The organism is Streptomyces sp. NPDC012466 (genome assembly GCF_042955215.1).
In the GTDB taxonomy this organism is placed as follows: domain Bacteria; phylum Actinomycetota; class Actinomycetes; order Streptomycetales; family Streptomycetaceae; genus Streptomyces.
This window is the reverse complement of the sequence record NZ_JBIBEQ010000007.1, coordinates 429,241-455,157: the sequence shown is the minus strand read 5'-3', so window position 1 is coordinate 455,157 and position 25,917 is coordinate 429,241. Positions and strand designations below refer to the sequence as shown.

The following is a 25,917-nucleotide window of genomic DNA, read 5'->3' as shown; positions in this document are numbered from 1 at the left end:
GACGGCTGACGGGACCGATCGTGGCGGCTGCCGCTCTGGCAGCCGTCCTCGGTTTTCCGGACCGTCCGTCGCAACCGGCCGCGCCCGCGCCCGACTTCGCGGCCGCGCCGTCGGAGCGCGGGGGCGCGGTGGCCGCGGAGACGGCACCCGCGCCCGGCACGGCGCGGAATCCACCGCCCCGGCGCGTGCTCGTACCCCGCGCCGGCCTCGACGCCCGGGTCAGCCCGGTAGGCGTGACGGATCAGGGGGACATGGCCGTCCCCGACGACCCTTCCGTGGCCGGCTGGTACCGCCACGGCCCCGCGCCGGGCAGTGCCCGGGGCTCGGCCGTGCTGGTCGGACACGTCGACACCGACACCGGCGACCTCGGCGAGTTCCTGGCGCTGTACGACGTACGGCGCGGTGACCGCGTCGAGGTGCACCGTGCGGGGGACGAGCCGGTGCGCTACCGCGTCGTCGCACGCGTCACCGTGCCGAAGGACGAGCTGCCCCCCTCGACGTTCCGCCGCTCCGGCGCCCCCGTCCTCACGCTCATCACCTGCGCGCCCCCGTACGTCCCCGAGCGGGGCGGCTACCTGTCCAACCTCGTCGTCACGGCGGAACCCGTCGGGAGGACGCAGTGGCCCACGTAGACCCCGCGCACCTGGTGGAACTGGCGCTGCGCAACGCCATCCCGACCGACACGGACGCCGAGGCCCTGCGGCATGTCGGACAGTGCGACGCCTGCCGCGACGACCTCCGCATGCTGACCCGCCTGGTGACCGCCGCGCGCACCGCGGAGACGGTGGACCTGCCGACTCCGCCCCCGGAGCACGTCTGGCGCCACATCACCCGAGAGGTCGCCCGCGAGACCGGCGCACCCCCGCCGCCGGACTACCCGTGGCCCGGCCCGGAGCCCGACTCCTGAGAGCACACCGAGGCCCGGATCGTCGGCACTCGCAATCCCCGTGGGCGGTCGAATCCACTGCCGGCCGGGCCCTGGACGCCCTCGGCAGACAACTGGAGGCACCTCGGTGGCCGAGCGCCCCGATCAGAAGTCACCCCTGTTGACGACCTGAGTTAACGGCGATAAGTTATCGCCGCTAACCAGGATGGGAGTGAACTGTGGTCGCACTGGAAGCCGAAGACGTCTACGCGCTCGCGCCATACGCCAAGACGCTCGGCGTCGAGTTCGAGGAGATGACGGCCGCCGGCGTGCGGGCCAGACTGACGCACGACCTCTCCCTCTCCACGGTGGGCGGCGGCCTTCACGGAGGGGCGTTGATGGGGCTCGCCGATGTGTGCGCCGCCGTGTGCGCCGCCCTCAACGGTCCGGCCGGCGCCGCACCCGCCACCGTGGAGTCGAGCACGCACCTCCTCCGGCCCGCACGCACGAGCGTCGTGGCGACAGCTCGTCCCCTACGTCTGGGGCGCAACACTGTCATCGAGGTCGACATTCATGATGACAAGGGTGAACTGTGCGCCCGGATAACCCAAGTGGTCACCACCGTCAAACCGAAGGCACCGTGACGCCTCGTCACACATCGTCAAAACATCGCGGCGAGGCGGAAATTCCCGCCCTCCGCGCATCGCCGCCCTCTCGCTAAGGCTCCATCCGTGACAGGTTCCCGAGTTCGCGCCGCCAAGGGCCAGGGCGGTCTGCTCCGAAACCAGCTTCTCGACATCGCCGATCAGCTGCTGGAAGACGGAGGCGTCGACGCTCTTACCATCCGTGCGGTAGCCACACGTGCGGGAGTCAGCCCGCCGGCCGTCTACCTCCACTTCGCCTCGAAGAGGGAACTCGTCCATGAGACGTGTCTGCGCGTGTGGAGCTCACTGTTCATCGAGCTGGAAGCAGTGTCCCGGGAACAGCCGGATCCTGTGACGGCGCTCTATGAAACCTGCGTCGCCTATATCGCCTTTGGTCTTCGCCATCCTTCCCAGTACCGGCTGGTGATGGCCGGTGAGGCCACCGAAGCCAGCCGCCAGAACGAAGATGAATGCTTCCGCTATTTCCGGGACAAGGTCGCAGCCTGCGTTGCCGCCGGGGTGCCGGTTACGAGTAGGACCGAAACCGCCAGAGTGTTGTGTGCCAGCGTGCACGGTGCGGTTTCTCTTCTGATCCACCAAGAGCGTGACGTATGGCCTCCGGATAGCGACCGCTACATCAGACGGGCAGCGTCCTCAGCCGTCCACGGCGCTCTTCTCACCGCCTCCCGCGCGCGCAGACCCTCGATGGCCGACGTGGCGCAGTCGGGCTGAACCAGGGGTTCCGAAGCTGCGTCGCCGGGATCACCGGCCGGTGAGGGAGACGACGGAAGCCGCGGGCACCGTCACCGCCGAGCGGGACTGCGGGTCCACTTGGCCGGGGAGGCACCCCTGAGACGGCCGAAGCACGGACGGCATCCCCGGAAGCCTCACCGCCCGAACGGTCAGTAGCGGCGACGAGCCGCGAGGATGACGAGACTTCCGAGCGCCGCCGCCTACGGGTCGGCGACCACCCTCTCGTGTACACGATCGACGGCGGGGAGCTGAGGGTGTGGGCCGTGCACGTCGGACACCGCTCCACGGTCCACGACACGCAGCCGCTCCCGCCGGCCTGCGGAGCGGTTCTGCGGACCGTCGCGGACAGCACAACGGCCCGACCCGCGTTCTCGCAGGTCAGGCCGCCTGTGGTGATGCGATCAGACGTTGAAGCGGAACTCCACCACGTCCCCGTCCTGCATGACGTACTCCTTGCCCTCCATGCGCGCCTTCCCCTTCGCGCGGGCCTCCGCGACCGAGCCCGTCTCCACCAGGTCGTCGAAGGAGATGACCTCCGCCTTGATGAAGCCCTTCTGGAAGTCGGTGTGGATGACACCGGCGGCCTCGGGGGCCGTCGCGCCCTTCTTGATGGTCCAGGCGCGGGATTCCTTGGGGCCGGCCGTCAGGTACGTCTGGAGGCCCAGCGTGCGGAAGCCGACGTGGGCGAGGGTGGCGAGGCCCGGCTCCTCCTGGCCGACGGACTGGAGGAGTTCCAGCGCCTCCTCCTCGTCGAGCTCGGCGAGGTCCGCCTCCAGCTTGGCGTTGAGGAAGATCGCCTCGGCGGGGGCGACCAGGGCACGCTGCTCGTTCTTGAAGTCCTCGTCGGTCAGCTCGTCCTCGTCGACGTTGAAGACGTAGAGGAACGGCTTGGTGGTGAGCAGGTGCAGGTCGTGCAGGAGCTCCGCGCGCTCGCTGCCCTGGACGAGGCCGTGCGCGAAGAGCGTGTCGCCCTTCTCCAGGATCTCCTTGGCCTCCTCGACCGCCTTGACCTTCGGCGCGATGTCCTTCTTGATGCGCGACTCCTTCTGGAGGCGCGGCAGGACCTTCTCGATGGTCTGCAGGTCCGCGAGGATCAGCTCGGTGTTGATCGTCTCGATGTCGTCCTTGGGCGAGACCTTGCCGTCGACGTGCACGACGTTCTCGTCCTTGAAGGCGCGGATGACCTGGCAGATCGCGTCGGACTCGCGGATGTTCGCGAGGAACTTGTTGCCCAGGCCCTCACCCTCGGAGGCACCGCGCACGATGCCGGCGATGTCGACGAAGTCGACGGTCGCGGGCAGGACGCGCTGGGAGGAGAAGATCTCGGCCAGCTTGGTGAGGCGCGGATCCGGGACGCCGACCACGCCGACGTTCGGCTCGATGGTGGCGAACGGGTAGTTGGCCGCCAGCACGTCGTTCTTGGTCAGGGCGTTGAACAGGGTCGACTTGCCGACATTCGGCAGACCGACGATTCCGATCGTGAGCGACACGTTGCGACTTCCCGTGAGTGGAGGGCCAGAAGGCCAGGGGACCGGCCGATCCACCAGTCTACGGCGTGTCCGGATCCGCCCAGGCGACGTATCGAACGCTTGGCCAAGCCGCGGTCATCGGCGTGTCTGACGGGCTATTCGGCATATTGAACGACCTAAGTTGGTGCGGTGGAGCAATACAGGACGCGATCTCCCCAGTACGGACCGCGACGGGACCGGCCCAGGCCGCCCCGGCAACCCGTGCCGTCCCAGGCGGGACGGGGAGCGGGGGGCGAGCCCGTGCGCGCGGCCCGGCCGCCCGGGCCGCCCGGGCCGCCCGGGCCGCAGCGCCGCCCGGCACCGGTACGAAGCCCCGCGCGCCCCGCAGGCCCCGCACGCCCCGCGCCCGCACCGGCGTCCGTCGTCGCCCGGCTGCCCAGCCCCCGGCTGACCGGCCTGGGCAGCGGGCTGTTCTGCGCGGCGGTGATGTTCCTGCTCGGCGCGCTCTGCGCGGCGCTGTTCGGGGCGTCCCTGACGGCGTACGACGTGTTGTTCCTGCCGGTGTGCGTGCTGACCGCCCTCTGGGTGCGCCCGGGGGATCTGATGACCGCGCCCGTCGTCGTGCCGATCGCGTTCGCCGTGGGACTGCTGCCGGTGGCCGACGGCGAGAGTGGGACGGGCGGCAGGCTGATGGGCCTGGTGACAGGGCTCGCCACACAGGCCGGCTGGCTGTACGGAGGGACGCTCATCGCCGGTCTGATCGTGATCGTCCGGCGGATCCGGCTGGTGCACCGGCGGCGGACGGCAGGGGTCCGGCCACCGGTGTGACAGCTCTCGGTCCGACCGCCCGAGGGAGACCGACCGCCCTGTTGTCCGGGCGGTCGCAGCGGTGCCGACCGCCCTAGTGTCCGGCCGCCCGCATCGCCGCGCCCACGATCCCCGCGTTGTTCTGCAGCTGTGCCGGGACGATCTCGGCCTTGATGCCCTCGATGTAGGGCAGGAACTTGTGGGACTTGCGGCTGACGCCGCCGCCGATGATGAACAGTTCGGGCGAGAACAGCATCTCGACATGGGCGAGGTAGGTGCGCACGCGGTGCGTCGCCCAGTGCTCCCACGTCATGTCGTGGTCCTCGCGTGCCTTGCTGGAGGCCCGCTTCTCCGCGTCGTGCCCGTCGAGCTCGAGGTGGCCCAGCTCGGTGTTGGGGACGAGGACGCCGTCGACGAAGACCGCGCTGCCGATGCCGGTGCCGAAGGTCAGCAGGATCACCGTGCCCCGGCGGCCGCGGCCCGCGCCGAAGTTCATCTCGGCGACGCCCGCCGCGTCCGCGTCGTTGACCACCGTCACCGGCAGTCCGCCCAGTCGCTCGCCGAGCAGCGCACGCGCGTCGGTGTCGATCCAGCCGTCGTCGACGTTGGCCGCTGTGCGGATCGTGGCTCCGTCGGTGACCACGCCCGGGAACGTGACCCCGACCGGGCCCGTCCAGCCGAAGTGGTCGACGACCTGCTTGACGCCGTCGGCCACCGCGTCGGGCGTGGCCGGGTGAGGGGTGAGGACCTTGTGGCGCTCCTGCGCCAGGTCGCCCTTGTCCAGGTCCACCGGCGCACCCTTGATCCCGGATCCGCCGATGTCCACTCCGAAGATCTGCATGGCCTTACGTTACGACGAACGACTGACGGTCACAGGCCGGACGGCGGTGCTGCCCGGCCTGTACCCGATCACTCCCCGGAATGTTCACCGGACCCGGCGCTGCCGCCGCGCTGGGCGACCAGGGCCGCCGCCTCCTCGCGCAGGTCGCGGCGCAGCTCCTTCGGCAGGGAGAAGGTGATGGACTCCTCGGCCGCCTTGACGATCTCGACGTCCTCGAAGCCGCGCCGGGAGAGGAACTCCAGGACCTGCTCGACCAGGATCTCCGGGACGGAGGCGCCCGAGGTGACGCCGACCGTGGTGACGCCCTCCAGCCACGCCTCGTCGATCTCGTCGGCGAAGTCCACGAGGTACGCCTCGCGGGCGCCCGCGATCTTGGCGACCTCGACGAGCCGCTTGGAGTTGGAGGAGTTGCGCGAGCCGACGACGATGACCAGGTCCGACTCGGCGCCCATCTGCTTCACGGCCAGCTGGCGGTTCTGCGTGGCGTAGCAGATGTCGTCGCTGGGCGGGGAGATGAGCTGCGGGAACTTGTCCTTCAGGGCGTCGACGGTCTCCATGGTCTCGTCGACGGACAGCGTGGTCTGGGAGAGCCAGACGACCTTGGACGGGTCGCGGACCTCGACCTTCGCCACATCGCCGGGGCCGTCGACGAGCTGGATGTGGTCGGGGGCCTCGCCGGAGGTGCCGATGACCTCTTCGTGGCCCTCGTGGCCGATCAGGAGGATGTCGTAGTCCTCGTTCGCGAAGCGGACGGCTTCCTTGTGGACCTTGGTGACCAGCGGGCAGGTGGCGTCGATGGTGGCGAGCTTGCCGCGCTCGGCCTCCTGGTGCACGACGGGGGCGACCCCGTGCGCCGAGAACATCACGATGTTGCCCGGGGGGACCTCCTCCGTCCGCTCGACGAAGATCGCGCCCTTCTTCTCCAGGGTCTGCACGACGTACTTGTTGTGGACGATCTCGTGGCGGACGTACACCGGAGCGCCGTACTGCTCCAGGGCTTTCTCGACGGCGATCACGGCGCGGTCCACACCCGCGCAGTAGCCACGGGGGGCGGCGAGCAGGACACGGCGGCCAGGCGAAGCAGACATGCGTCCCATCGTAAGGCCGTGTCCGGCGGGTCGAAGATCGCCTGTCCGTGGAGTCCCCGGGAAGACTGACGCGGCGCGACGCGAGTGACGCGGAGCGGGAGCGCAGGGACGCAGTCCGAGACCGCGACGGCGGCCCCCGCGGCCACCGGGTGGGCCGTGTTGTCGGCGGTGGCCACTACGCTCGCGGGCATGGCTGTGAACACGACTCCGGAAGCCCCGTTGCCCGTCGGTGAGGTGTCGCGGCTCATCGGGGGCTGGATCGACCGGCTCGGGGCGGTGTGGGTCGAGGGGCAGATCACGCAGTTGTCGCGGCGGCCGGGCGCCGGTGTGGTGTTCCTGACGCTGCGGGACCCGTCGTACGACATCTCCGTGAGCGTCACCTGCTACCGGCAGGTCTTCGACGCCGTCGCGGACGTGGTGAGCGAGGGTGCCCGGGTCGTCGTCCTCGCGAAGCCCGAGTGGTACGCCCCCCGGGGGCAGCTGTCCTTGCGGGCCGCCGAGATACGGCCCGTCGGCGTCGGTGAACTGCTCGCACGTCTGGAGCAGCTGAAGAAGGCCCTCACGCGGGAGGGGCTGTTCGCGCCGGAGCGCAAGAAGCCGCTGCCGTTCCTGCCGCAGCTGGTGGGGCTGGTCTGCGGCCGGGCCTCGGCCGCCGAGCGGGACGTCCTGGAGAACGCCCGGCACCGCTGGCCCGCCGTGCGCTTCGAGGTGCGCAATGTCGCCGTGCAGGGCGTGCACGCCGTGCCGCAGGTCGTGCAGGCCGTGAAGGAGCTCGACGCGATCGACGACGTGGACGTGATCATCGTCGCCCGGGGCGGCGGCAGCGTGGAGGACCTGCTGCCGTTCTCCGACGAGCAGCTGATCCGCACGGTCGCCCAGTGCCGTACGCCCGTGGTGTCCGCCATCGGGCACGAGCCGGACAACCCGCTGCTGGATCACGTCGCCGACCTGCGCGCCTCCACCCCGACCGACGCCGCGAAGAAGGTCGTGCCGGACGTCGGCGAGGAGTACGAGCGGGTGCGGCTGCTGCGGGACCGGGCGCGGCGGTGTGTGGCGGCGCTGGTGGAGCGTGAGGAGCGCGGGCTGGCGCACGCGCTCGCGCGGCCGTCGATAGAGGATCCGCACCGGATGATCGACGAGCGCGCCGACCAGGTGGCGGACCTGCTCGACCGGGGCCGGCGCTGTCTGCGGCACCAGCTCGACCGGGCCGACTCGGAGCTGACGCACACGCACGCGCGCGTGGTGGCCCTGTCCCCCGCCGCGACCCTGAAGCGCGGGTACGCCGTGCTGCAGAGGGCGGACGGGCACGCCGTGCGCGACCCCGGCGAGGTGACGGCCGGCGAGGCCCTGCGGGCACGGGTCTCCGAGGGCGAGTTCTCCGTACGAGTGGACACATAGGGTGGGTGGATGACCAGCGAGGTTGATGAGACACCGGGCATGAGCGAGGCGCTCGGGTACGAGCAGGCGCGGGACGAGCTGATCGAGGTCGTCCGGCGCCTGGAGGCGGGCGGTACGACGCTGGAGGAGTCCCTGGCGCTCTGGGAGCGCGGCGAGGAGCTGGCCAGGGTGTGCCGGCGCTGGCTCGACGGGGCCCGGGCGCGGCTGGACGCGGCGCTGGCGGAGGAGGCCGCGGAGGGCGAGGAGGCGGAGTAACCGGGACCGTTCGGGTTCGGGTGACGTACGACACCCTCATATTAGTTGAACGTTGAACTTCATTCGCGTACGGTCGAAGCTGTCAGCCGATCTTCCGGACCAGCCGCGAGAAAGTGCATCGATGTCCCTCGTTCTTGACCCCGCCGCCCAGGACCTCCTGTTCCGTGAGGCCCGCACCGCCAACACCTTCACCGACGAGCCGGTGACCGACGAGCAGGTGCAGGCGATCTACGACCTGGTCAAGTACGGTCCGACCGCCTTCAACCAGACCCCGCTGCGCATCACCCTGGTCCGCTCGCCGGAGGCCCGCGAGCGCCTGGTCGCGCACATGGCCGAAGGCAACCGGGCCAAGACGGCGAGCGCCCCGCTGGTGGCGATCCTCTCCGCGGACAACGAGTTCCACGAGGAGCTGCCGCACCTGTTCCCGGCCTTCCCGCAGGCCAAGGACGCCTTCTTCGCCGAGCGCCCCGCGCGGGAGAGCGCCGCCGCGATGAACGCCGCCCTGCAGGCCGCGTACTTCATCGTCGGCGTCCGCGCCGCCGGTCTCGCCGCCGGCCCGATGACCGGTTTCGACTTCGAGGGTGTCCGCAAGGAGTTCCTGGACGACGATCACACCCCGCTGATGGTCGTCAACATCGGCCGCCCCGGCCCGGACGCCTGGTACCCGCGCTCCCCGCGCCTGGAGTTCGACCAGGTCGTCACGACCGTCTGAGCGACGAACACGACAAAGGCCCCCGGCGTCATCGCCGGGGGCCTTGCTCCTGCGCGCTCACTTCGTCTCCAGCGCCTGCGCCATCTTCGTCAGCTGCGCGAACGACGCGGTGCCCGTCACGACCGTGGTCGAGCCCTTGGTGCCCTCGAGGACCAGCGCGTCGTACCGGCCGCCCTCGTAGCGGGTCCACGTCCGGCCGTCGATCTTCTCGGCCTTCCCGGTCTCCCGCGCGCCCTGCGTCGCCTCGTCGAGGAAGACCGGGCGCCGCTGAGTGGACTGCTCGACCGCCACGTACTCCCCCTCGGGGTCGTGGAAGCCGAGGTGCCAGGCGTCGAACTTGTCCCCCTGGAAGCGGACGGAGGTGGCCTTCCACGCGTCGGGCAGGCCCTGGGGCGCGGCCACGGGGTACGAGGCGGCGCGCCGCGCCGTGAGCAGCTCGACCCGGTAGTCGACGGCCTTGACGTCGGGCGCGCTGTCGTCGTGCGGGATGAAGAGGTACACGAAGCCCGCCACCAGGACGATGACTCCCATGGAGAGGATCATGTCCCGCGCCGTCTTCTGCTTGCCGTTCTTGCCTGCCACGCCCCCATCGTCGCAGGTCCCTGCCGCGCTCATCCGTGGGGGCCCCTGCTCATTTTGCGGGCACGGCGATAGAGTCGGGCGAGCAACACCCTCATCCGGCCGTCGTCGTACAGAAAGGTGCGCTCCGATGACCGAGCATCATCACTTGCCGTCCGAACTCGATGTGCCCTCCGAGGCCCCCGACCGCAACCTCGCCCTGGAACTGGTCCGGGTCACCGAGGCCGCGGCGATGGCCGCGGGCCGCTGGGTCGGGCGGGGAGACAAGAACGGCGCCGACGGTGCCGCGGTGCGCGCCATGCGCACCCTCGTCTCCACCGTCTCGATGAACGGCGTCGTCGTCATCGGCGAGGGCGAGAAGGACGAAGCCCCGATGCTGTTCAACGGGGAGCGCGTGGGCGACGGCACCGGGCCCGAGTGCGACATCGCCGTCGACCCGATCGACGGCACCACGCTGACCGCGAAGGGCATGACGAACGCGATCGCGGTGCTGGCCGCCGCCGAGCGCGGGTCCATGTTCGACCCGTCCGCCGTGTTCTACATGGACAAACTGGTCACCGGACCGGAGGCGGCCGACTTCGTCGACATCAACGCGCCGGTGTCGGTGAACATCCGCCGGGTCGCCAAGGCGAAGCGGTCCGCGCCGGAGGACGTGACGGTGGTGATCCTCGACCGGCCGCGGCACGAGGGCATCATCAAGGAGATCCGGGAAACCGGGGCGCGCATCAGGCTGATCTCCGACGGCGACGTGGCCGGCTCGATCCTGGCACTGCGCGAGGGCACGGGCGTCGATCTGCTGCTCGGCATCGGCGGTACGCCGGAGGGCATCATCTCGGCCTGCGCGGTGAAGTGCCTGGGCGGCACGATCCAGGGCAAGCTGTGGCCCAAGGACGACGAGGAGCGGCAGCGGGCGATCGACGCGGGGCATGACCTCGACCGGGTGCTCACGACCGAGGACCTCGTCACCGGGGAGAACGTGTTCTTCGTGGCCACCGGGATCACCGACGGGGAGCTGCTGCGGGGGGTTCGCTACCGGGCGGAGACCGCCACGACCGACTCGATCGTGATGCGGTCGCGGTCGGGCACGGTGCGCCGGATCGACTCCGAGCACCGGCTGAGCAAGCTGCGCGCCTACAGCGCGATCGACTTCGACAAGGGGAAGTAGCCCCGAGGCGGAGCGGACCGGCACAGCGAAAGGGCGTCCCCGGTGCGGTGGGGACGCCCTTTTCGCTGTGCTTTTTCGTACGCCCTTGCGGTGTGCTCGGCCGTCAGCCTGCTGCCGCTATCCGGCTCTCCGGACGGACCGCCTTCTTCAGTTCCATGTCGCGCCGGCGGCGGCGGGCGAGGACCACCCGGCGCTCCGCGGCGGTGAGCCCGCCCCAGACGCCGTAGGGCTCGGGCTGGAGCAGGGCGTGCTCGCGGCATTCGACCATCACCGGGCAGCGGGCACAGACCCGCTTCGCCGCTTCTTCCCGGGAGAGCCTCGCGGCGGTGGGCTCCTTGGAGGGGGCGAAGAACAGGCCGGCCTCGTCACGCCGGCACACCGCCTCGGTGTGCCACGGGGCGTCTTGGTCCCTGTCTCGCGCTGGCACCCGCGGGGCCGGAACGGCAGCGACCTGCAGGGACGAATGCGGCGGTTGCAGCACGGTCTACTCCTGACGACGGCTTCGCGAGCGAGAGACGATGCAGCAAGGCCTACCCGCTGTGCGCGCGCCTATGCACTGAGTTCCGAACCGCCGGTTGGGGAGGCTTCGCGACTGTCAATGACCCAGGTGTTTGCGCAAACCCTTGTCGACCTTGCGCTGCACCCGGTCCAGGATGTCCGCGACGACCTTGCCGCGCCGGGGCCGCGCCTCGACGCTGCCCAGGACGGCCCAGCCGTCGACGTAGACGATGGGGGCCTCCGGTTCGCCCGAGTCGAGGGTGGCCACCTCGAAGCTGCCGAGGACGCCGCCGCCCATGCCGCGCAGCGACACGTTCTCCGGGACGCGGATCTCGACGGCGCCGAAGACCGCGAACGACTTGACGACCACCTGCTGGTGGTCGAAGAGGGCCTCGCTGAGGTCTATCTCGACACTGCCGAAGATCGCGTACGCGTGGATACGGCGGCCCGCGCGCCAGCGGCCCTTGCGGACGGCGCTGCTGAAGACCGCGACCACGTTGTCGTCGGGGTCGATCGGGATGGCTCCGGCCGTGGGGCGCCGGGGTGCCGGGGTGTGGATCGGGCCGGGGCCCAGGCGGTGGGCCGCGGGCAGGTCCCGGATGAAGACCTCCAGCTCGCCGACCGTCTTGGCGCGCAGCACCCCCTCGACGCGCTCGGCGTGCTCGTCCGCGGTGAGGCGGCCCTCGGCCAGGGCGTCGTGCAGGATGTCGGCGATGCGGTCGCGCTCGGCGTCGGAGGCGCGGAGCTCGGAGCCGGCGGGCGCGGCCTGCGGGTGAGGGTCCTGCTTCTGAAGGTCCACGGCAGCAGCGTACCGAAACACGATAGATCGCGACACCCCCGGGAGCGTGGCCGAGTGTGACGAACTGAGCCTTACCTCACAAGCTCGCCGTCGGCGGCAGGTTCTACGCTGGTGGGCGCTCGCCAACGGAGGCGGGCCGCCGTCCGTCGAGTGAGGAATGGGCTGAGATGCCTGAGTTCGCGTACACCGATCTGCTCCCCCAGGGAGAGGACACCACCCCCTACCGGCTGGTGACCTCCGAGGGTGTCTCCACGGTCGAGGGGCCGGACGGGCGGACCTTCCTCCAGGTGGAGCCGGAGGCGCTGCGCAAGCTCGCCGAGGAGGCCATCCACGACATTCAGCACTACCTGCGCCCGGCCCACCTCGCGCAGCTGCGCCGGATCATCGACGACCCCGAGGCGTCGGGCAACGACAAGTTCGTGGCGCTGGACCTGCTGAAGAACGCCAACATCGCGGCGGCCGGCGTGCTGCCCATGTGCCAGGACACGGGCACCGCGATCGTGATGGGCAAGCGCGGACAGAACGTGCTGACGCGGGGCCGCGACGAGGAGGCCCTCAGCCGCGGCATCTACGACGCGTACAAGAACCTGAATCTGCGCTACTCGCAGATGGCTCCGCTCACCATGTGGGAGGAGAAGAACACCGGCTCCAACCTCCCCGCGCAGATCGAGCTGTACGCGACCGACGGCGGCGCCTACAAGTTCCTCTTCATGGCGAAGGGCGGCGGCTCGGCCAACAAGTCGTTCCTCTATCAGGAGACGAAGGCCGTCCTGAACGAGTCCTCCATGATGAAGTTCCTGGAGGAGAAGATCCGTTCGCTGGGCACCGCGGCCTGCCCGCCCTACCACCTGGCGATCGTGGTCGGCGGCACGTCCGCCGAGTACGCGCTGAAGACCGCCAAGTACGCCTCCGCGCACTACCTGGACGAGATCCCGGCCGAGGGCTCCGAGCTCGGGCACGGCTTCCGGGACAAGGAGCTGGAGCAGAAGGTCTTCGAGCTGACGCAGAAGATCGGCATCGGGGCGCAGTTCGGCGGCAAGTACTTCTGCCACGACGTGCGCGTGGTGCGTCTGCCCCGGCACGGCGCCTCCTGCCCGGTCGCCATCGCCGTGTCCTGCTCCGCCGACCGCCAGGCCGTCGCGAAGATCACCGCCGAGGGCGTCTTCCTGGAGCAGCTGGAGACGGACCCGGCGCGCTTCCTGCCGGAGACGACGGACGAGCACCTCGACGAGAGCGATGTCGTCAGGATCGACCTGAACCAGCCGATGGACACGATCCTCGCCGAGCTCACCAAGTACCCGGTGAAGACCCGCCTGTCCCTGACCGGCCCGCTGGTCGTGGCCCGCGACATCGCGCACGCCAAGATCAAGGAGCGGCTGGACGCGGGCGAGGAGATGCCGCAGTACCTGAAGGACCACCCGGTGTACTACGCCGGTCCGGCCAAGACGCCCGAGGGCTACGCGTCGGGTTCCTTCGGCCCGACCACGGCCGGCCGGATGGACTCCTACGTGGAGCAGTTCCAGGCGGCGGGCGGCTCCAAGGTGATGCTGGCCAAGGGCAACCGCAGCAAGCAGGTCACGGCCGCCTGCGACGCCCACGGCGGCTTCTACCTCGGCTCCATCGGCGGCCCGGCCGCACGCCTCGCCCAGGACTGCATCAAGAAGGTCGAGGTCGTCGAGTACGAGGAGCTCGGCATGGAGGCCGTCTGGAAGATCGAGGTCGAGGACTTCCCGGCCTTCATCGTCGTCGACGACAAGGGCAACGACTTCTTCCAGGACCCGGCGCCGGCGCCGACGTTCACCTCCATTCCGGTACGCGGTCCCGGACTCGCCTGAGAAGGGCGGTGACGATTCGCCTCCACGGGGAACAGTGGTCGCGGCGCTGACGCTGTGACACGTGGAGGTGATCGTCGATGACCGACGAGCAGGACAGGACCGAGTACCGCACCGAGCACGACTCCATGGGCGAGGTGCGGGTGCCCGCCCACGCCAAGTGGCGTGCCCAGACCCAGCGCGCCGTGGAGAACTTCCCGGTCTCCGGGCAGCGCATCGAGCGCGCGCACATCGAGGCGCTGGCCCGGATCAAGGGTGCGGCGGCCAAGGTCAACGCCGAGCTGGGGGTCCTGGACCAGGACATCGCGGGGGCGATCCAGGAGGCGGCCGGGGAGGTCGCCGAGGGCGAGTGGGACGAGCACTTCCCGGTCGACGTGTTCCAGACCGGGTCCGGGACCTCGTCCAACATGAACACCAACGAGGTCATCGCCACGCTCGCCGGTGAGCGGCTCGGGCGGCCCGTGCACCCGAACGACCACGTCAACGCCTCCCAGTCGTCCAACGACGTCTTCCCCTCCTCGATCCACATCGCCGCCACCGCCGCCGTGACACGCGACCTCGTGCCGGCCCTGGACCACCTCGCCGCCTCCCTGGAGCGCAAGGCCGAGGAGTTCGCCGACGTCGTGAAGTCCGGGCGGACCCACCTGATGGACGCCACCCCCGTGACGCTGGGCCAGGAGTTCGGCGGGTACGCCGCCCAGGTGCGGTACGGCATCGAGCGTCTGGAGGCCTCCCTGCCCCGGCTCGCCGAACTGCCCCTCGGCGGTACGGCCGTCGGTACCGGCATCAACACCCCGCCCGGGTTCTCCGCCGCGGTGATCCAGGAGGTCGCCCGTACGACCGGGCTGCCCCTCACCGAGGCCCGGAACCACTTCGAGGCGCAGGGCGCCCGGGACGGCATCGTCGAGACCAGCGGACAGCTGCGGACCATCGCGGTCGGCCTGACGAAGATCGCCAACGATCTGCGGTGGATGTCCTCCGGGCCGCGCACCGGCCTCGCCGAGATCGCCCTGCCCGACCTCCAGCCCGGCTCCTCGATCATGCCGGGCAAGGTGAACCCGGTCATCCCGGAGGCCGTGCTGATGGTCGCCGCGCAGGTCGTGGGCAACGACGCCACCGTCGCCACCGCGGGCGCCGCCGGGAACTTCGAGCTCAACGTGATGCTGCCCGTCATCGCGAAGAACGTGCTGGAGTCGATCCGGCTGCTCGCCAACGCGACGCGACTGCTCGCCGACCGGACCGTGGACGGCATCACCGCCGACCGCGAGCGGGCGCGGGAGTACGCCGAGTCCTCCCCCTCCGTCGTCACGCCGCTCAACAAGTACATCGGCTACGAGGAGGCCGCGAAGGTCGCCAAGAAGGCGCTGGCCGAACGCAGGACGATCCGTCAGGTCGTCCTGGACGGCGGGTACGTGGAGCGCGGCGACCTGACCGCGGAGCAGCTCGACGAGGCGCTGGATGTCCTGCGGATGACGCATCCGTGACGAGGGGACGCAGGCGTGTGCCCGGCGCGTGAACCGTGACACGCGCCGCAGCGTCGTATGCCTACGGCACCTAATATCTGTTCATGGCAGAGGGTGAAGCGATGAGACGCGTGGAAACGGGTGGTGCGGCGGGCTTCTGGGCGCCCGGGAGCCGGATCCTGTGGCGGTACCGGGAGAACGGCGGCACGCATGTGCACATCGCGCGTCCCGTCACCGTCGTCCGGGACGACGCCGACCTGCTCGCCGTGTGGCTGGCCCCCGGCACCGAGTGCGTGAAGCCCGTGCTCGCCGACGGCACGCCCGTGCACCTGGAGCCGCTGGAGTCGCGCTACACCAAGCCGCGGACCGTGCAGCGCGACCGGTGGTTCGGCACGGGCGTGCTGAAGCTGGCCCGGCCCGGCGAGCCCTGGTCGGTGTGGCTGTTCTGGGAGCCCGGCTGGCAGTTCAAGAACTGGTACGTGAACCTGGAGGAGCCGCTGGCCCGTTGGGCGGGCGGTGTCGACTCCGTCGACCACTTCCTGGACATCTCCGTGCATCCCGACCGCAGTTGGCACTGGCGGGACGAGGACGAGTTCGCCCAGGCCCGCCGGGACGGGCTGATGGACGACCAGCAGGCCGAGAAGGTACGGGCCGCGGGGCGGGACGCGGTCCGGGTGATCCGCGCCTGGGGGCCGCCGTTCTCGGAAGGCTGGCAGCACTGGCGCCCGGATCCGTCGTGGGCGGTACCGTCACTGCCGGAGGACTGGGATCGTACGACCGCGCATGTGTCCTCATGAGACCCTTGATGCGCCCCCGGGCAAGAAACGTAGGATCGTCCTCCGCAAGGGCGCGCGGCGGCAACTACCTGAGCACGCGCTGGGCTTGACCGATCGTCACCGAGGGGCGGCAGGACGTGAGCGAGGGGTACGAGGGCAACACCGGCGGGGCCTGCGCCACAGGCCGCAGACGGCCTGCCGGTGGCACAGGAACAACCTCTGACCACGCGGGAATTCCGTTCCTGGGGCACGTATTCCGGGTATCGGAGTTTCGGCGGGACCAACTGCGCGCGCGGCGCGCAGCCCCGGACGGATGGATTCGACACGCGTGACGGAGCAGCCGACCTCGTTCGAACGCCCCCAGGGGGGCGTCGACCCCGCGGATCCCCGCGGGGCGTTCGCGCATACCCCGACACCGGCGCGAGCGCCGGGCGCGGGCACCTTACCGGTACAGGGCCGCCCCGGCGGCGACGTCACCGTTCCGGTCACGACGGCACACAGCACGCCGGGCACGTCGGAGCCGGGCACCTCCACGCCGTTCGGCAAGGGCAAGGACACCGTGAGCGACCCCGCATCCGAGCACTCCCAGCCGGGTGCCGAGCAGACCGCCGAGCGCGAGACCCCTCGGCCGCGCCCCGCCCCCGAGGGCATTCCGGTCCAGCCGGCCGACGAGCAGGACCGGCCGGGGGTGAACGCCGACGGGCAGGAACGCCGCAGCGGCCAGAGCCTGCCGCCCGGCCGGCCCACGCCCATGCGGCGGGACGGCGACCGGCTCCGGTTCGTGGGGGCCGCCACCCGGCGGATCGCCCGCGGCATCGACCTCGACGAGATCGTGATGGGGCTGTGCCGGGCCACCGTGCCGACCTTCTCCGACGCGATCCTGGTCTATCTGCGCGACCCGCTGCCCGTCGGCGACGAGCGGCCCACCGGTCCGCTGGTGCTGCGGCTGCGCCGCACCGACCGGATACCGGCGGAGCGCGACACGGAGAACGGCTTCCTGCCGGCCGCGCAGCCCGAGCCGAACGAACTGGACACGGTCGGCGCCGAGCTGTGCGAGGTGCGGCCCGGCAGCGCGCTCGCCGAGGTCCTGCGGGGTGTGCGCCCGGTGTTCACCGACGCCCCCGCGGCCCGCGCCGCACTGCCGGAACTGCTCGGCGACGGCGGCGAGTTCGCCGTTCCGGACGGACAGCGCGCGATCCTCGCCCCGCTGCGCGGCCGGCGCCGGGTGATCGGCGCCGCCCTGTTCCTGCGCCGTCCCGAGCGCATCGCGTTCGAGCCGGACGACCTGCTGGTGGCCGCCCAGCTCGCCACGCACAGCGCCCTCGGCATCGACAAGGCCGTGCTGTACGGCCGCGAGGCCTACATCGCGGACGAGTTGCAGCGGACCATGCTGCCCGAGACGCTGCCCCGCCCGACGGGGGTGCGGCTGGCCTCCCGCTACCTGCCGGCCGCGGAGACGGCCCGGGTCGGCGGCGACTGGTACGACGCGATCCCGCTGCCCGGCAGCCGGGTCGCGCTGGTCGTCGGTGACGTCATGGGCCACTCGATGACCTCGGCCGCCATCATGGGCCAGCTGCGCACCACGGCCCAGACCCTCGCCGGCCTGGACCTGCCGCCGCAGGAGGTCCTGCACCACCTCGACGAACAGGCCCAGCGTCTGGGCGTGGACCGCATGGCGACCTGCCTCTACGCGGTCTACGACCCGGTATCGCACCGCATCACCATCGCCAACGCCGGCCATCCGCCGCCCGTCCTGCTGCACCTGGGCGGCCGCGCGGAGGTCCTGCGCGTGCCCGCCGGTGCCCCGATCGGGGTCGGCGGCGTGGACTTCGAGGCCGTGGAACTGGACGCGCCCGCCGGTGCGACCCTGCTCCTCTACACCGACGGGCTGGTCGAGTCCCGGCTGCGCGACGTGTGGACCGGCATCGAGCAGCTGCGGGAGAAGCTCGCCGCGGTCGCGCAGCTCACCGGGCCGGACCATCCGCCGCCCCTGGAGGCGCTGTGCGACGAGGTGCTCGACATGCTCGGCCCCGGCGACCGGGACGACGACATCGCGCTGCTCGCCGCCCGCTTCGACGGGATCGCGCCCAGCGACGTGGCGTACTGGTTCCTGGAGCCGGAGGACGCGGCCCCCGGCCGGGCCCGCCGCCTGGCCCGCCGCGCGCTGCAGCGCTGGGGCATGGAGGAGCTCAGCGACTCCGTCGAGCTGCTGGTCAGCGAGGTCGTGACGAACGCCGTGCGCTACGCGTCCCGGCCGGTGACCCTGCGGCTGCTGCGCACGGACGTGCTGCGGTGCGAGGTCGGCGACGACGTGCCGCAGCTGCCGCGGCTGCGGCAGGCCCGGGCCACCGACGAGGGCGGGCGCGGGCTGTACCTGGTGAACCGGCTGGCCCGGCGCTGGGGCGCGACCCGGCTCAGTACCGGGAAGGTGGTCTGGTTCGAGCTCAACCACGGCTGACGGAGCCGTGGGAAGCGCAGCCGTACGAACAAGCCGAAGGGCGCCCGGTGTGCACCGGGCGCCCTTCGGCGTCTCCTACTCGTCGTCGTCGCCCGGCTTGATCGGGTCGAACGGGTCACCGCCGCCGTCGCCCGGCGGTGTCGTCTGCGGGGCCGTGGGCGGGGTGAAGGTGGGCGGTGTCGTCGACGGGCTCGGCGGCGGGGACGAGGACGGCTTCTCGGACGTGGGCGGCGGGGACGACGACGGCTCCTCGGTCGTCGGCTCCTGCGTGGGCTCCTTGGTCGGCGTCTGCGAGGGCGTCGGCGTCCAGGTCGGCTGGACGGCCGCGCCCTGCCGGGTCTCCAGGTCGAACTTGGTGACGTCGCCCATCACACCGAAGGTGTACGCCGCCCAGATCTGCGCCGGGAAATCACCGCCGTTGATCCGGGGCTCGCCGGCCGCCTTGTACATCGGGACCTGGGCATGGGTCTTGGCGTCCTCGCCGAACAGGCCCACCGAGGTGACCAGGCCGGGCGTGTAGCCGGTGAACCAGGCCGACTTGTTGTTGTCGGACGTGCCCGTCTTGCCCGCGACCTGCTGGCCGTCGCGCAGGGGGTTGTTGGCCACCGATGCCTGGGCGGTGCCGTCGTCGACCACGCCGGTCAGCACCGAGGTGACGGAGTCGGCGGCCTCGCGGCTGATGACCTGGCCGCCCACCGGGTCGGGCATGGTGACGTCCTGGTTCAGGTGCTCCGCCGACTTCACGAGGGCCGGGGTGACCTTCTTGCCGTGGTTGTCGAGCGTCGCGTAGACCCCGGCCATCTGCAGAGGGCTCGCGCCCATGCTGCCCAGGGTCTGGGCGGGCACGGCCTCCATGTTCTCGGTGTTCATGCCGAGCTCGCCGGCGACCTTCACCACTTCGGACATGCCGACGTCGACGCCCATCTGCGCGAAGACGGAGTTGACGGACTTGTTCATCGCCGTCTGGACGGAGATCGGTCCGTAGTTCCGGTCGTCCTCGTTCTCGGGGGCGAAGCCGACCTTGGTGCCGTCCTCCACGACCGGGCGCTTGCTCGTGCCGTCGTAGACCGTGCTCGCGGTGATCGGCTTGCCGTCCTGCGTCTTCGCCTGCTCCTCCAGGGCCGCGGCCAGGATGACCGGCTTGAAGGTGGAGGCCGGCTGGTAGTCGGCGCGGGTGGCGTTGTTCATGTAGTGCTTGAAGTAGTCCACGCCGCCGTACATCGCGACCACGGCGCCCGTCTTCGGGTTCACGGACGCGGCACCGGCCTGGACGTCCCCGTCGACCTTGCGCTTCTCGGGATCGAGCTTGCTGGTCAGCTGCTGCTTGACGGACTTCTCCAGCGCCGCCTGCTTCTTCTTGTCGATGTTCAGCGTGATGGTCCAGCCGCCGGCGTTGACCAGCGCCTCGGCTTCCTTGGTGCTGTCGGCGGTGCCGTCGGCGACGAGCTGCCTCTCCAGCGCCACGTTGGCCGAGTTGACCAGGTAGCCCTTCTGGCCCTCCATGCCGGGGGCGGGCTTGGGCTCCTTCGGCACGGGGAACGTCATGCCGGCCCGCTCGGAGCTGCTCAGCCAGCCCTCGTCGACCATGTTGTCCAGGACGTAGTTCCAGCGGGCCTTCACCAGCTTCTTACCGTCCTCCGAGGCGACGGCCCAGTCGTACTGGCTCGGGGCCTGGAGCAGCGCGGCGAGGTAGGCGCCCTGCGCGACGGTGAGTTTCTCGGCGTCCTTGCCGTAGTAGGCCTGGGCGGCGGCCTGGATGCCGTAGGCGTTGCGGCCGTAGTAGCTGGTGTTGATGTAGCCGGCGAGGATGTAGTCCTTGGACTTCTCCCGGTCCAGCTTCAGCGAGATGACCAGTTCCTTCAGCTTGCGGGAGACGGTCTGTTCCTGCGTCAGGTAGTAGTTCTTGACGTACTGCTGGGTGATCGTCGAACCGCCCTGGGCGCCGCGGCCGGACAGCGTGTTGAACACGCCTCGGGCGGTGCCCTTGAGGTCGACGCCGGCGTCCTTGTAGAAGGTCTTGTTCTCGGCGGCCACGAACGTGAGCCGCACGCCCTTGGGGACCCTGGACAGGTCGACGACCTCGCGGTTGACCTTGCCGTCGCGGGCCATGATCGAGCCGTCGCTGTACTTGTAGATGTTGCTCTGCCGTTTGGCGTCGGCGTTCCCCTCGGGGATGTCGATCACCATGTACAGCACGATGAAGGCCCCCATGCCCAGCAGGCACAGGCCGAAGAAGGTGCCGAGGATCTTCTTCCAGGTGAAGAGCCTGCGTATGCCGCTCTTCCCGGCCGCTTCCGACGAACGGCGGCGCTTGGGTGCCGCCCGGCGCCCACCGCGCTGTCGGGCGCGTCTCTCTTCCGCTCGTCCCATGGGTCCGATCCGCTCCGCTTCGTTCATGTGTGCTCACATGTCACACAGGTTCGCCGCTCAGGTCAGCTCAGAAAGCTAACACCGGGAGATAAGAGATAGGGCTGCCGATCCGGCCCTTTGCGGACGTGACAATCAGCACCCATCCCAACGGAACCGACGTACGAGACACGCCCAGGGTTGCCAGGACGCGATAAAGTGATATCACTTAGCTAGACAGAAGCTATGCAGGAGTGGCTTCGACCGAAGAACGGGGGACCACCCATGTCCACGCACGACACGCAGGTCACGGCCGACGTGCCCGAGATGCCGGCGCCACGGGTGCGGGAGTTCACCGCACACAGCATCGGCGGCGGGCTCGCCCTGCTGCTCGGCCTCCTCGGACTGCTGGCCGGCGCCGGGCTGATCGCGGTCGCCACCTCCGTGGACGCGACCGGCGCGCAGGCGGGGCTGATCATCGGCGGCATCCTGGTCGCGCTCGCGGCCTTCCTCGCCATGTGCGGGCTGAACATGGTGGCGCCGGGCGAGGCCCGGGTCGTCCAGCTCTTCGGCCGCTACCGGGGCACGATCCGGCAGGACGGCCTGCGCTGGGTGAACCCCTTCACCTCGCGCACCAAGATCTCGACGCGCGTGCGCAACCACGAGACGGCCGTCCTGAAGGTCAACGACGCCTACGGCAACCCGATCGAGCTCGCCGCGGTCGTGGTGTGGCGCGTCGAGGACACCGCCCAGGCCACCTTCGAGGTCGACGACTACATCGAGTTCGTCTCCACCCAGACCGAGGCGGCCGTGCGGCACATCGCCATCGAGTACCCCTACGACGCCCACGAGGAGGACGGCCTCTCGCTGCGCGGCAACGCCGAGGAGATCACCGAGAAGCTCGCCGTCGAACTGCACGCGCGCGTGGAGGCGGCCGGCGTGCAGATCATCGAGTCCCGCTTCACGCACCTCGCCTACGCCCCCGAGATCGCCTCGGCGATGCTCCAGCGGCAGCAGGCCGGAGCGGTGGTCGCGGCGCGGCGCCAGATCGTGGACGGCGCGGTGGGCATGGTGGAGGCCGCGATCGCCCGCATCACCGAGCGGGACATCGTGGAGCTGGACTCCGAGCGGAAGGCGGCGATGGTCTCCAACCTCATGGTCGTGCTGTGCGGTGACCGTGCCGCGCAGCCGGTCCTCAACACCGGGTCCCTCTACCAGTGACGGTCCCTCCCGAGGGTCCGGGCCCTCAGCGCCGGCCGCAGCAGCAGCGCAAGCAGGTGCTGCTGCGGCTGGACCCGGCGGTGTACGAGGCGCTCGCGCGGTGGGCCGGGGACGAGCTGCGGTCGGCCAACGCGCAGATCGAGTTCCTGCTGCGCAGGGCGCTGGCGGAGGCGGGCCGGCTGCCGCGGGAGACCGGGCCGCTGCCCCGGCGGGGACGGCCGCCCGGGTCTCCCGGTGGCTCGCCCCCCGGATCCCCACCGGCCTGAACGGACCGGCTTCCGGGGCTGTTGCGAAACCGTGACAACCCGGCCCGACCTGCACGGCGGTACCGCCAGCCCTGGCCTACACACTCGGCGTATACATCCGGCGTATACACGGTATGTAGAGTCATCACATGTCCATCGGTCACACTCTCCTGGGACTCCTGGAGTCCGGCCCGCGGCACGGTTACGACCTGAAGCGGGCCTTCGACGAGAAGTTCGGTCACGACCGGCCGCTCCACTACGGCCAGGTCTACTCGACGATGTCCCGCCTGCTGAAGAACGGGCTCGTCGAGGTCGACGGCATCGAGGCGGGTGGCGGGCCCGAGCGCAAGCGCTATGCGATCACCGAGGCCGGCATCACCGACGTCGCGCGCTGGCTCGCCACGCCGGAGAAGCCGGAGCCGTACCTCCAGTCGACCCTCTACACCAAGATCGTCCTCGCGCTGCTCACCCACCGCGACGCCGGCGACATCCTCGACACCCAGCGCTCGGAGCACCTGCGCAGCATGCGCATCCTCACCGACCGCAAGCGCAAGGGCGATCTGGCCGACCAGCTCATCTGCGATCACGCGCTGTTCCACCTGGAGGCGGACCTGCGCTGGCTGGAGCTGACCGCGGCGCGCCTGGACAAGCTCCGTGAGGCGGTGGCCCGGTGACGATTCCCGCTGGTTCGCTCCTCACCGCCCAGGACCTGCGCAAGACGTACGGACCGACGACCGCGCTCGACGGCGCCGGGTTCTCCATCCACCCGGGCGAGGTCGTCGCCGTGATGGGCCCGTCCGGCTCGGGCAAGTCCACGCTGCTGCACTGCCTCGCCGGGATCGTCATGCCCGACTCGGGCTCGATCACGTACAACGGGCGCGAGGTGACCGCGATGAGCGACGCCGAGCGCAGTGCGCTGCGGCGCTCCGAGTTCGGGTTCGTGTTCCAATTCGGGCAGCTCGTGCCGGAACTCACCTGCGTGGAGAACGTCGCGCTGCCGCTGCGGCTGAACGGGTCGTCCCGCAAGGAGGCCGAGCGGACCGCGCTGGCCTGGATGGAACGGCTCGAGGTCGACGACCTCCGCAAGAAGCGGCCCGGCGAGGTGTCCGGCGGCCAGGGGCAGCGGGTCGCCGTCGCCCGCTCGCTGGTGACGAACCCGCGGGTGTTGTTCGCGGACGAGCCGACCGGCGCGCTCGACTCGTTCAACGGCGAGCGCGTGATGGAGCTGCTCACCGACGCCGCCCGGTCGGCCAACGCCGCCGTGGTGCTCGTCACGCACGAGGCGCGGGTGGCCGCGTACTCCGACCGCGAGATCGTCGTACGGGACGGCAGGTCGCGGGACATGGAGCGCGTCGTATGAGCGTCAGGCAGTGGGCCCGGGACCTGGCCATGGGGGCCCGGTTCGCCTTCGCCGGCGGACGCGAGGGGTGGACCCGGGCGCTGCTGACGGCCGTCGGCGTCGGGCTGGGGGTGGCGCTGCTGCTGCTCACCACCGCCATCCCGAACGCCCTGGCGGAGCGGGACCGGCGGGAGGAGGCGCGCAGCGACCACACCTTCAGCCAGCAGAAGATACCGAAGGCCGACGACACCCTGATGGTCCTGGACTCGGACACCACGTTCCGGGACCAGGACGTGCGCGGCCGGATGCTGGAGGCGGAGGGCCCGCGGGCTCCGCTGCCCCCGGGGGTCGCGCGGTTCCCGGCCGCGGGCGAGATGGTCGTCTCCCCCGCGCTGAAGGAGCTGCTCGCCTCCGACGACGGCAAGCTGCTGCGGGAGCGGCTGAACTACCGGATCACGGGCACCATCGGCGAGCAGGGGCTGGTCGGCTCGCGGGAACTCGCCTACTTCGCGGGCGGCACGGGGCTCGCGAAGCTGCTGGAGGGCCCCGCCAGCGGGGCCCGGATCGACAGCTTCGGCAGCGACGATCCGGGGTCGTCCGACCCCTGGGACCCGGTGCTGCTCCTGCTGGTCCTGGTCGTCTTCGTGGTGCTGCTGATGCCGGTCGCCGTGTTCATCGCCGCGGCCGTGCGCTTCGGCGGCGAGCGGCGCGACCGCCGGCTGGCGGCGCTGCGGCTGGTCGGTTCCGACAGCCGGATGACCCGGCGGATCGCCGCCGGCGAGGCGCTCGCCGGTTCGGTGCTGGGGCTCGTCCTCGGCGTCGGCTTCTTCCTGCTGGGGCGGCAACTGGCGGCGTCCGTCGAGGTGTTCCGCGTCAGCGTGTTCCCGAGCTATCTGAACCCCTCACCCGTGCTGGCCGTCCTGGTCGCGCTGGCGGTGCCGGCGGCCGCGGTCGTGGTGACGATCCTCGCCCTGCGCGGGGTGGTCATCGAGCCGCTCGGCGTGGTCCGCACGGCCAAGCCCGCGCGGCGCCGGCTGTGGTGGCGGCTGCTGCTGCCGCTCGGCGGGCTCGCGCTGCTCTTCCCGATGATCGGACAGGGCGACGACGGCGGGGAGTTCAACCAGTACCTCGTCGTCGGCGGCGTGATGCTCCTTCTGGTCGGCGTCACGGCCCTGCTGCCCTGGGTGGTGGAGACGGTCGTGGCCCGGCTCGGCTCGGGCGGCATCGCCTGGCAACTGGCAGTGCGCAGGCTTCAGTTGAGCAGCGGTGCGGCGGCCCGGATGGTCAACGGCATCGCGGTGGCGGTGGCCGGGGCGATCGCGCTGCAGATGCTGTTCGCGGGAGTGGAGGGCACCTACACCAGGGCGTCGCAGTACGACGTCAGCCGGGCCCAGATGAGCGTCGACGTACCGGACGGCGGCGACACCGCGTCCACCGTCGCCACGTACCGTGACACCGAGGGCGTGCGCAAGGTCACCGCCCTGTCCGACGTCCACCTCGGCGACCGTCGCGGCGAGGCGGAGGCCATCGTCCAGGTGACCGTGGCCGACTGCGCGTCGCTGCGCGAGGTGGCCACGCTCCCCTCCTGCCACGACGGCGACGTCTTCGCGGCCAACGGCTCGGAGTACGAGAACGAAACCACCCACCTGGCCAAGCCCGGCACGACCCTGTGGGCCGAGCCGGACGACTCCGACCGCCCCGGCGACCGCCCGGTGTCCTGGACCGTGCCGCAGAACATCCGGCAGGCCCAGTCCCGCGAGGACCCCACCGGGTACGAGCGCGGCGGCATCCTCCTCACCCCCGGCGCGCTGCCCGAGAAGCTCGGGGCGCTGACCTCCACGCGGCTCTTCCTGAGCGTGGACCCCTCGGTACCGGACGCCTACGATCACGTGCGCAACACGGCCGCCCGGCTCGACCCGACGGCCCAGCCGATGACCTGGCACAGCATCGAGAGCGACGACCGCTACGCCACCATCCGCACCGGCCTGTCCGTGGGCGCCGCCTGTGTGCTCGCGCTGATCGGAGCGAGCCTGCTGGTCTCGCAGCTGGAGCAGTTGCGCGAACGCCGCAAGCTGCTGTCGGCCCTGGTGGCCTTCGGCACCCGGCGCCGCACCCTCAGCCTGTCGGTGCTGTGGCAGACGGCGATCCCGATCGGGCTGGGTCTGGTGCTCGCCGCGACGGTGGGCACGGCCCTGGGCGCGGTCCTGCTGCGGATGACCAACACGTCGGTCCGGGTGGACTGGCCGAGTGTGCTGTCGATGACGGGCATCGGCGCCGGTGTCGTCCTCGTGGTGACGCTGCTCAGCCTGCCGCCCCTGCTGAAGCTGATGCGGCCGGACGGGCTGCGCACCGAGTAACGGGCCC

25 protein-coding genes and 1 pseudogene are annotated in these 25,917 nt (G+C 70.9%); 19 read left to right on the top strand and 7 right to left on the bottom strand.

Annotated features, from left to right (window positions below):
* Positions 1 to 20: 20 nt before the first annotated feature.
* The 5 genes and pseudogenes from ACFY9E_RS26980 to ACFY9E_RS26960 all read left to right on the top strand — a co-directional run.
* A complete protein-coding gene (locus ACFY9E_RS26980; RefSeq protein ID WP_390988225.1) occupies positions 21 to 632 on the top strand; it encodes a sortase domain-bontaining protein in 612 nt (203 codons plus the stop codon).
* Positions 620 to 907, top strand: coding sequence for a hypothetical protein (locus tag ACFY9E_RS26975; RefSeq protein ID WP_390988224.1), 288 nt, complete (start codon positions 620 to 622; stop codon positions 905 to 907). The genes ACFY9E_RS26980 and ACFY9E_RS26975 overlap by 13 nt, the downstream gene beginning before the upstream one ends.
* Positions 908 to 1,104: 197 nt before the next feature.
* The gene (locus tag ACFY9E_RS26970) at positions 1,105 to 1,509 is read left to right on the top strand and encodes a hotdog fold thioesterase (protein ID WP_390988222.1); all 405 of its coding nucleotides are present in this window, start codon (positions 1,105 to 1,107) and stop codon (positions 1,507 to 1,509) included.
* A gap of 87 nt (positions 1,510 to 1,596) precedes the next feature.
* Positions 1,597 to 2,241 (top strand): TetR family transcriptional regulator, encoded by a 645-nt coding sequence (locus ACFY9E_RS26965; protein ID WP_390988221.1) that lies wholly within the window; start codon positions 1,597 to 1,599, stop codon positions 2,239 to 2,241.
* Between the two features lie 209 nt (positions 2,242 to 2,450).
* Positions 2,451 to 2,561: pseudogene (locus ACFY9E_RS26960) on the top strand (type II toxin-antitoxin system RelE/ParE family toxin); the annotation flags it as partial.
* Between the two features lie 102 nt (positions 2,562 to 2,663).
* Here ACFY9E_RS26960 and ychF read toward each other — a convergent pair.
* The gene (gene ychF / locus ACFY9E_RS26955) at positions 2,664 to 3,752 is read right to left on the bottom strand and encodes a redox-regulated ATPase YchF (protein WP_352118740.1); all 1,089 of its coding nucleotides are present in this window, start codon (positions 3,750 to 3,752) and stop codon (positions 2,664 to 2,666) included.
* A gap of 168 nt (positions 3,753 to 3,920) precedes the next feature.
* Here ychF and ACFY9E_RS26950 point away from each other — a divergent pair, with 168 nt between their 5' ends.
* A complete protein-coding gene (locus ACFY9E_RS26950; RefSeq protein WP_390988219.1) occupies positions 3,921 to 4,559 on the top strand; it encodes a DUF6542 domain-containing protein in 639 nt (212 codons plus the stop codon).
* A gap of 73 nt (positions 4,560 to 4,632) precedes the next feature.
* Here the strand turns inward: ACFY9E_RS26950 and ppgK are convergent, their stop codons facing one another.
* Positions 4,633 to 5,379, bottom strand: a complete 747-nt coding sequence (gene ppgK, locus ACFY9E_RS26945) for a polyphosphate--glucose phosphotransferase (protein ID WP_390988217.1) — start codon at positions 5,377 to 5,379, stop codon at positions 4,633 to 4,635.
* 68 nt (positions 5,380 to 5,447) lie between these two features.
* The gene (locus tag ACFY9E_RS26940; protein ID WP_390988215.1) at positions 5,448 to 6,476 is read right to left on the bottom strand and encodes a 4-hydroxy-3-methylbut-2-enyl diphosphate reductase; all 1,029 of its coding nucleotides are present in this window, start codon (positions 6,474 to 6,476) and stop codon (positions 5,448 to 5,450) included.
* 180 nt (positions 6,477 to 6,656) lie between these two features.
* Between ACFY9E_RS26940 and xseA the strand changes: the two genes are divergently transcribed.
* The 3 genes from xseA (at position 6,657) to ACFY9E_RS26925 (ending at position 8,832) form a co-directional block, all read left to right on the top strand.
* Positions 6,657 to 7,865, top strand: coding sequence for an exodeoxyribonuclease VII large subunit (gene xseA / locus ACFY9E_RS26935; RefSeq protein WP_283969491.1), 1,209 nt, complete (start codon positions 6,657 to 6,659; stop codon positions 7,863 to 7,865).
* A 9-nt stretch (positions 7,866 to 7,874) separates the two neighbouring features.
* Positions 7,875 to 8,120 carry an exodeoxyribonuclease VII small subunit gene (locus ACFY9E_RS26930; protein ID WP_390988213.1) on the top strand — a complete coding sequence of 82 codons (246 nt, stop codon included), beginning with the start codon at positions 7,875 to 7,877 and terminating at the stop codon, positions 8,118 to 8,120.
* A 121-nt stretch (positions 8,121 to 8,241) separates the two neighbouring features.
* Complete coding sequence (locus tag ACFY9E_RS26925) at positions 8,242 to 8,832, top strand: malonic semialdehyde reductase (protein WP_390988212.1); 591 nt, start codon at positions 8,242 to 8,244, stop codon at positions 8,830 to 8,832.
* A gap of 57 nt (positions 8,833 to 8,889) precedes the next feature.
* Here the strand turns inward: ACFY9E_RS26925 and ACFY9E_RS26920 are convergent, their stop codons facing one another.
* Entirely contained in the window at positions 8,890 to 9,414 is a 525-nt protein-coding gene (locus tag ACFY9E_RS26920; protein ID WP_390988210.1) for a DUF4245 family protein, read from the bottom strand.
* Positions 9,415 to 9,541: 127 nt separating this feature from the next.
* On the opposite strand from ACFY9E_RS26920, the gene glpX reads away from it, so the two are divergent.
* Complete coding sequence (gene glpX, locus ACFY9E_RS26915) at positions 9,542 to 10,576, top strand: class II fructose-bisphosphatase (protein WP_365094512.1); 1,035 nt, start codon at positions 9,542 to 9,544, stop codon at positions 10,574 to 10,576.
* A gap of 103 nt (positions 10,577 to 10,679) precedes the next feature.
* Here the strand turns inward: glpX and ACFY9E_RS26910 are convergent, their stop codons facing one another.
* Both ACFY9E_RS26910 and ACFY9E_RS26905 read right to left on the bottom strand, forming a co-directional pair.
* A complete protein-coding gene (locus tag ACFY9E_RS26910) occupies positions 10,680 to 11,057 on the bottom strand; it encodes a WhiB family transcriptional regulator (protein ID WP_390988208.1) in 378 nt (125 codons plus the stop codon).
* Between the two features lie 114 nt (positions 11,058 to 11,171).
* Positions 11,172 to 11,873 carry a DUF1707 domain-containing protein gene (locus ACFY9E_RS26905; RefSeq protein WP_390988207.1) on the bottom strand — a complete coding sequence of 234 codons (702 nt, stop codon included), beginning with the start codon at positions 11,871 to 11,873 and terminating at the stop codon, positions 11,172 to 11,174.
* A gap of 167 nt (positions 11,874 to 12,040) precedes the next feature.
* On the opposite strand from ACFY9E_RS26905, the gene ACFY9E_RS26900 reads away from it, so the two are divergent.
* The 4 genes from ACFY9E_RS26900 to ACFY9E_RS26885 all read left to right on the top strand — a co-directional run bounded on the left by ACFY9E_RS26900 (position 12,041) and on the right by ACFY9E_RS26885 (position 18,402).
* Positions 12,041 to 13,708 (top strand): FumA C-terminus/TtdB family hydratase beta subunit, encoded by a 1,668-nt coding sequence (locus tag ACFY9E_RS26900; RefSeq protein WP_390988205.1) that lies wholly within the window; start codon positions 12,041 to 12,043, stop codon positions 13,706 to 13,708.
* 77 nt (positions 13,709 to 13,785) lie between these two features.
* A complete protein-coding gene (locus ACFY9E_RS26895; RefSeq protein WP_390988204.1) occupies positions 13,786 to 15,189 on the top strand; it encodes an aspartate ammonia-lyase in 1,404 nt (467 codons plus the stop codon).
* Between the two features lie 83 nt (positions 15,190 to 15,272).
* The gene (locus ACFY9E_RS26890) at positions 15,273 to 15,965 is read left to right on the top strand and encodes a DUF402 domain-containing protein (protein WP_390988202.1); all 693 of its coding nucleotides are present in this window, start codon (positions 15,273 to 15,275) and stop codon (positions 15,963 to 15,965) included.
* Positions 15,966 to 16,257: 292 nt separating this feature from the next.
* Complete coding sequence (locus ACFY9E_RS26885; RefSeq protein WP_390988200.1) at positions 16,258 to 18,402, top strand: SpoIIE family protein phosphatase; 2,145 nt, start codon at positions 16,258 to 16,260, stop codon at positions 18,400 to 18,402.
* 75 nt (positions 18,403 to 18,477) lie between these two features.
* Here the strand turns inward: ACFY9E_RS26885 and ACFY9E_RS26880 are convergent, their stop codons facing one another.
* Complete coding sequence (locus ACFY9E_RS26880) at positions 18,478 to 20,772, bottom strand: transglycosylase domain-containing protein (protein WP_390988199.1); 2,295 nt, start codon at positions 20,770 to 20,772, stop codon at positions 18,478 to 18,480.
* Between the two features lie 261 nt (positions 20,773 to 21,033).
* Here ACFY9E_RS26880 and ACFY9E_RS26875 point away from each other — a divergent pair, with 261 nt between their 5' ends.
* The 5 genes from ACFY9E_RS26875 to ACFY9E_RS26855 all read left to right on the top strand — a co-directional run bounded on the left by ACFY9E_RS26875 (position 21,034) and on the right by ACFY9E_RS26855 (position 25,910).
* The gene (locus ACFY9E_RS26875) at positions 21,034 to 21,969 is read left to right on the top strand and encodes an SPFH domain-containing protein (RefSeq protein WP_390988197.1); all 936 of its coding nucleotides are present in this window, start codon (positions 21,034 to 21,036) and stop codon (positions 21,967 to 21,969) included.
* Entirely contained in the window at positions 21,966 to 22,235 is a 270-nt protein-coding gene (locus ACFY9E_RS26870) for a hypothetical protein (protein ID WP_390988196.1), read from the top strand. Before ACFY9E_RS26875 ends, ACFY9E_RS26870 begins: the two co-directional genes overlap by 4 nt.
* A 128-nt stretch (positions 22,236 to 22,363) precedes the next feature.
* Complete coding sequence (locus tag ACFY9E_RS26865) at positions 22,364 to 22,888, top strand: helix-turn-helix transcriptional regulator (protein WP_390988194.1); 525 nt, start codon at positions 22,364 to 22,366, stop codon at positions 22,886 to 22,888.
* The gene (locus ACFY9E_RS26860; protein WP_390988192.1) at positions 22,885 to 23,574 is read left to right on the top strand and encodes an ATP-binding cassette domain-containing protein; all 690 of its coding nucleotides are present in this window, start codon (positions 22,885 to 22,887) and stop codon (positions 23,572 to 23,574) included. The genes ACFY9E_RS26865 and ACFY9E_RS26860 overlap by 4 nt, the downstream gene beginning before the upstream one ends.
* On the top strand, positions 23,571 to 25,910 hold the full coding sequence (locus ACFY9E_RS26855; protein WP_390988191.1) for an FtsX-like permease family protein: 2,340 nt from the start codon (positions 23,571 to 23,573) through the stop codon (positions 25,908 to 25,910). The genes ACFY9E_RS26860 and ACFY9E_RS26855 overlap by 4 nt, the downstream gene beginning before the upstream one ends.
* Positions 25,911 to 25,917: the final 7 nt, after the last annotated feature.

What these genes read in the sequence shown, in the direction of transcription:
- ACFY9E_RS26865 (WP_390988194.1), top strand. Translation starts at nt 22,364, where the DNA reads ATGTCCATCGGTCACACTCTCCTGGGACTCCTGGAGTCCGGCCCGCGG.
- ACFY9E_RS26880 (WP_390988199.1), bottom strand. Translation starts at nt 20,772, where the DNA reads ATGGGACGAGCGGAAGAGAGACGCGCCCGACAGCGCGGTGGGCGCCGG.
- glpX (WP_365094512.1), top strand. Translation starts at nt 9,542, where the DNA reads ATGACCGAGCATCATCACTTGCCGTCCGAACTCGATGTGCCCTCCGAG.
- ACFY9E_RS26875 (WP_390988197.1), top strand. Translation starts at nt 21,034, where the DNA reads ATGTCCACGCACGACACGCAGGTCACGGCCGACGTGCCCGAGATGCCG.
- ACFY9E_RS26855 (WP_390988191.1), top strand. Translation starts at nt 23,571, where the DNA reads ATGAGCGTCAGGCAGTGGGCCCGGGACCTGGCCATGGGGGCCCGGTTC.
- ACFY9E_RS26925 (WP_390988212.1), top strand. Translation starts at nt 8,242, where the DNA reads ATGTCCCTCGTTCTTGACCCCGCCGCCCAGGACCTCCTGTTCCGTGAG.
- ACFY9E_RS26890 (WP_390988202.1), top strand. Translation starts at nt 15,273, where the DNA reads ATGGCAGAGGGTGAAGCGATGAGACGCGTGGAAACGGGTGGTGCGGCG.
- xseA (WP_283969491.1), top strand. Translation starts at nt 6,657, where the DNA reads ATGGCTGTGAACACGACTCCGGAAGCCCCGTTGCCCGTCGGTGAGGTG.
- ACFY9E_RS26895 (WP_390988204.1), top strand. Translation starts at nt 13,786, where the DNA reads ATGACCGACGAGCAGGACAGGACCGAGTACCGCACCGAGCACGACTCC.
- ACFY9E_RS26900 (WP_390988205.1), top strand. Translation starts at nt 12,041, where the DNA reads ATGCCTGAGTTCGCGTACACCGATCTGCTCCCCCAGGGAGAGGACACC.
- ACFY9E_RS26930 (WP_390988213.1), top strand. Translation starts at nt 7,875, where the DNA reads ATGACCAGCGAGGTTGATGAGACACCGGGCATGAGCGAGGCGCTCGGG.
- ACFY9E_RS26885 (WP_390988200.1), top strand. Translation starts at nt 16,258, where the DNA reads ATGGATTCGACACGCGTGACGGAGCAGCCGACCTCGTTCGAACGCCCC.
- ACFY9E_RS26940 (WP_390988215.1), bottom strand. Translation starts at nt 6,476, where the DNA reads ATGGGACGCATGTCTGCTTCGCCTGGCCGCCGTGTCCTGCTCGCCGCC.
- ppgK (WP_390988217.1), bottom strand. Translation starts at nt 5,379, where the DNA reads ATGCAGATCTTCGGAGTGGACATCGGCGGATCCGGGATCAAGGGTGCG.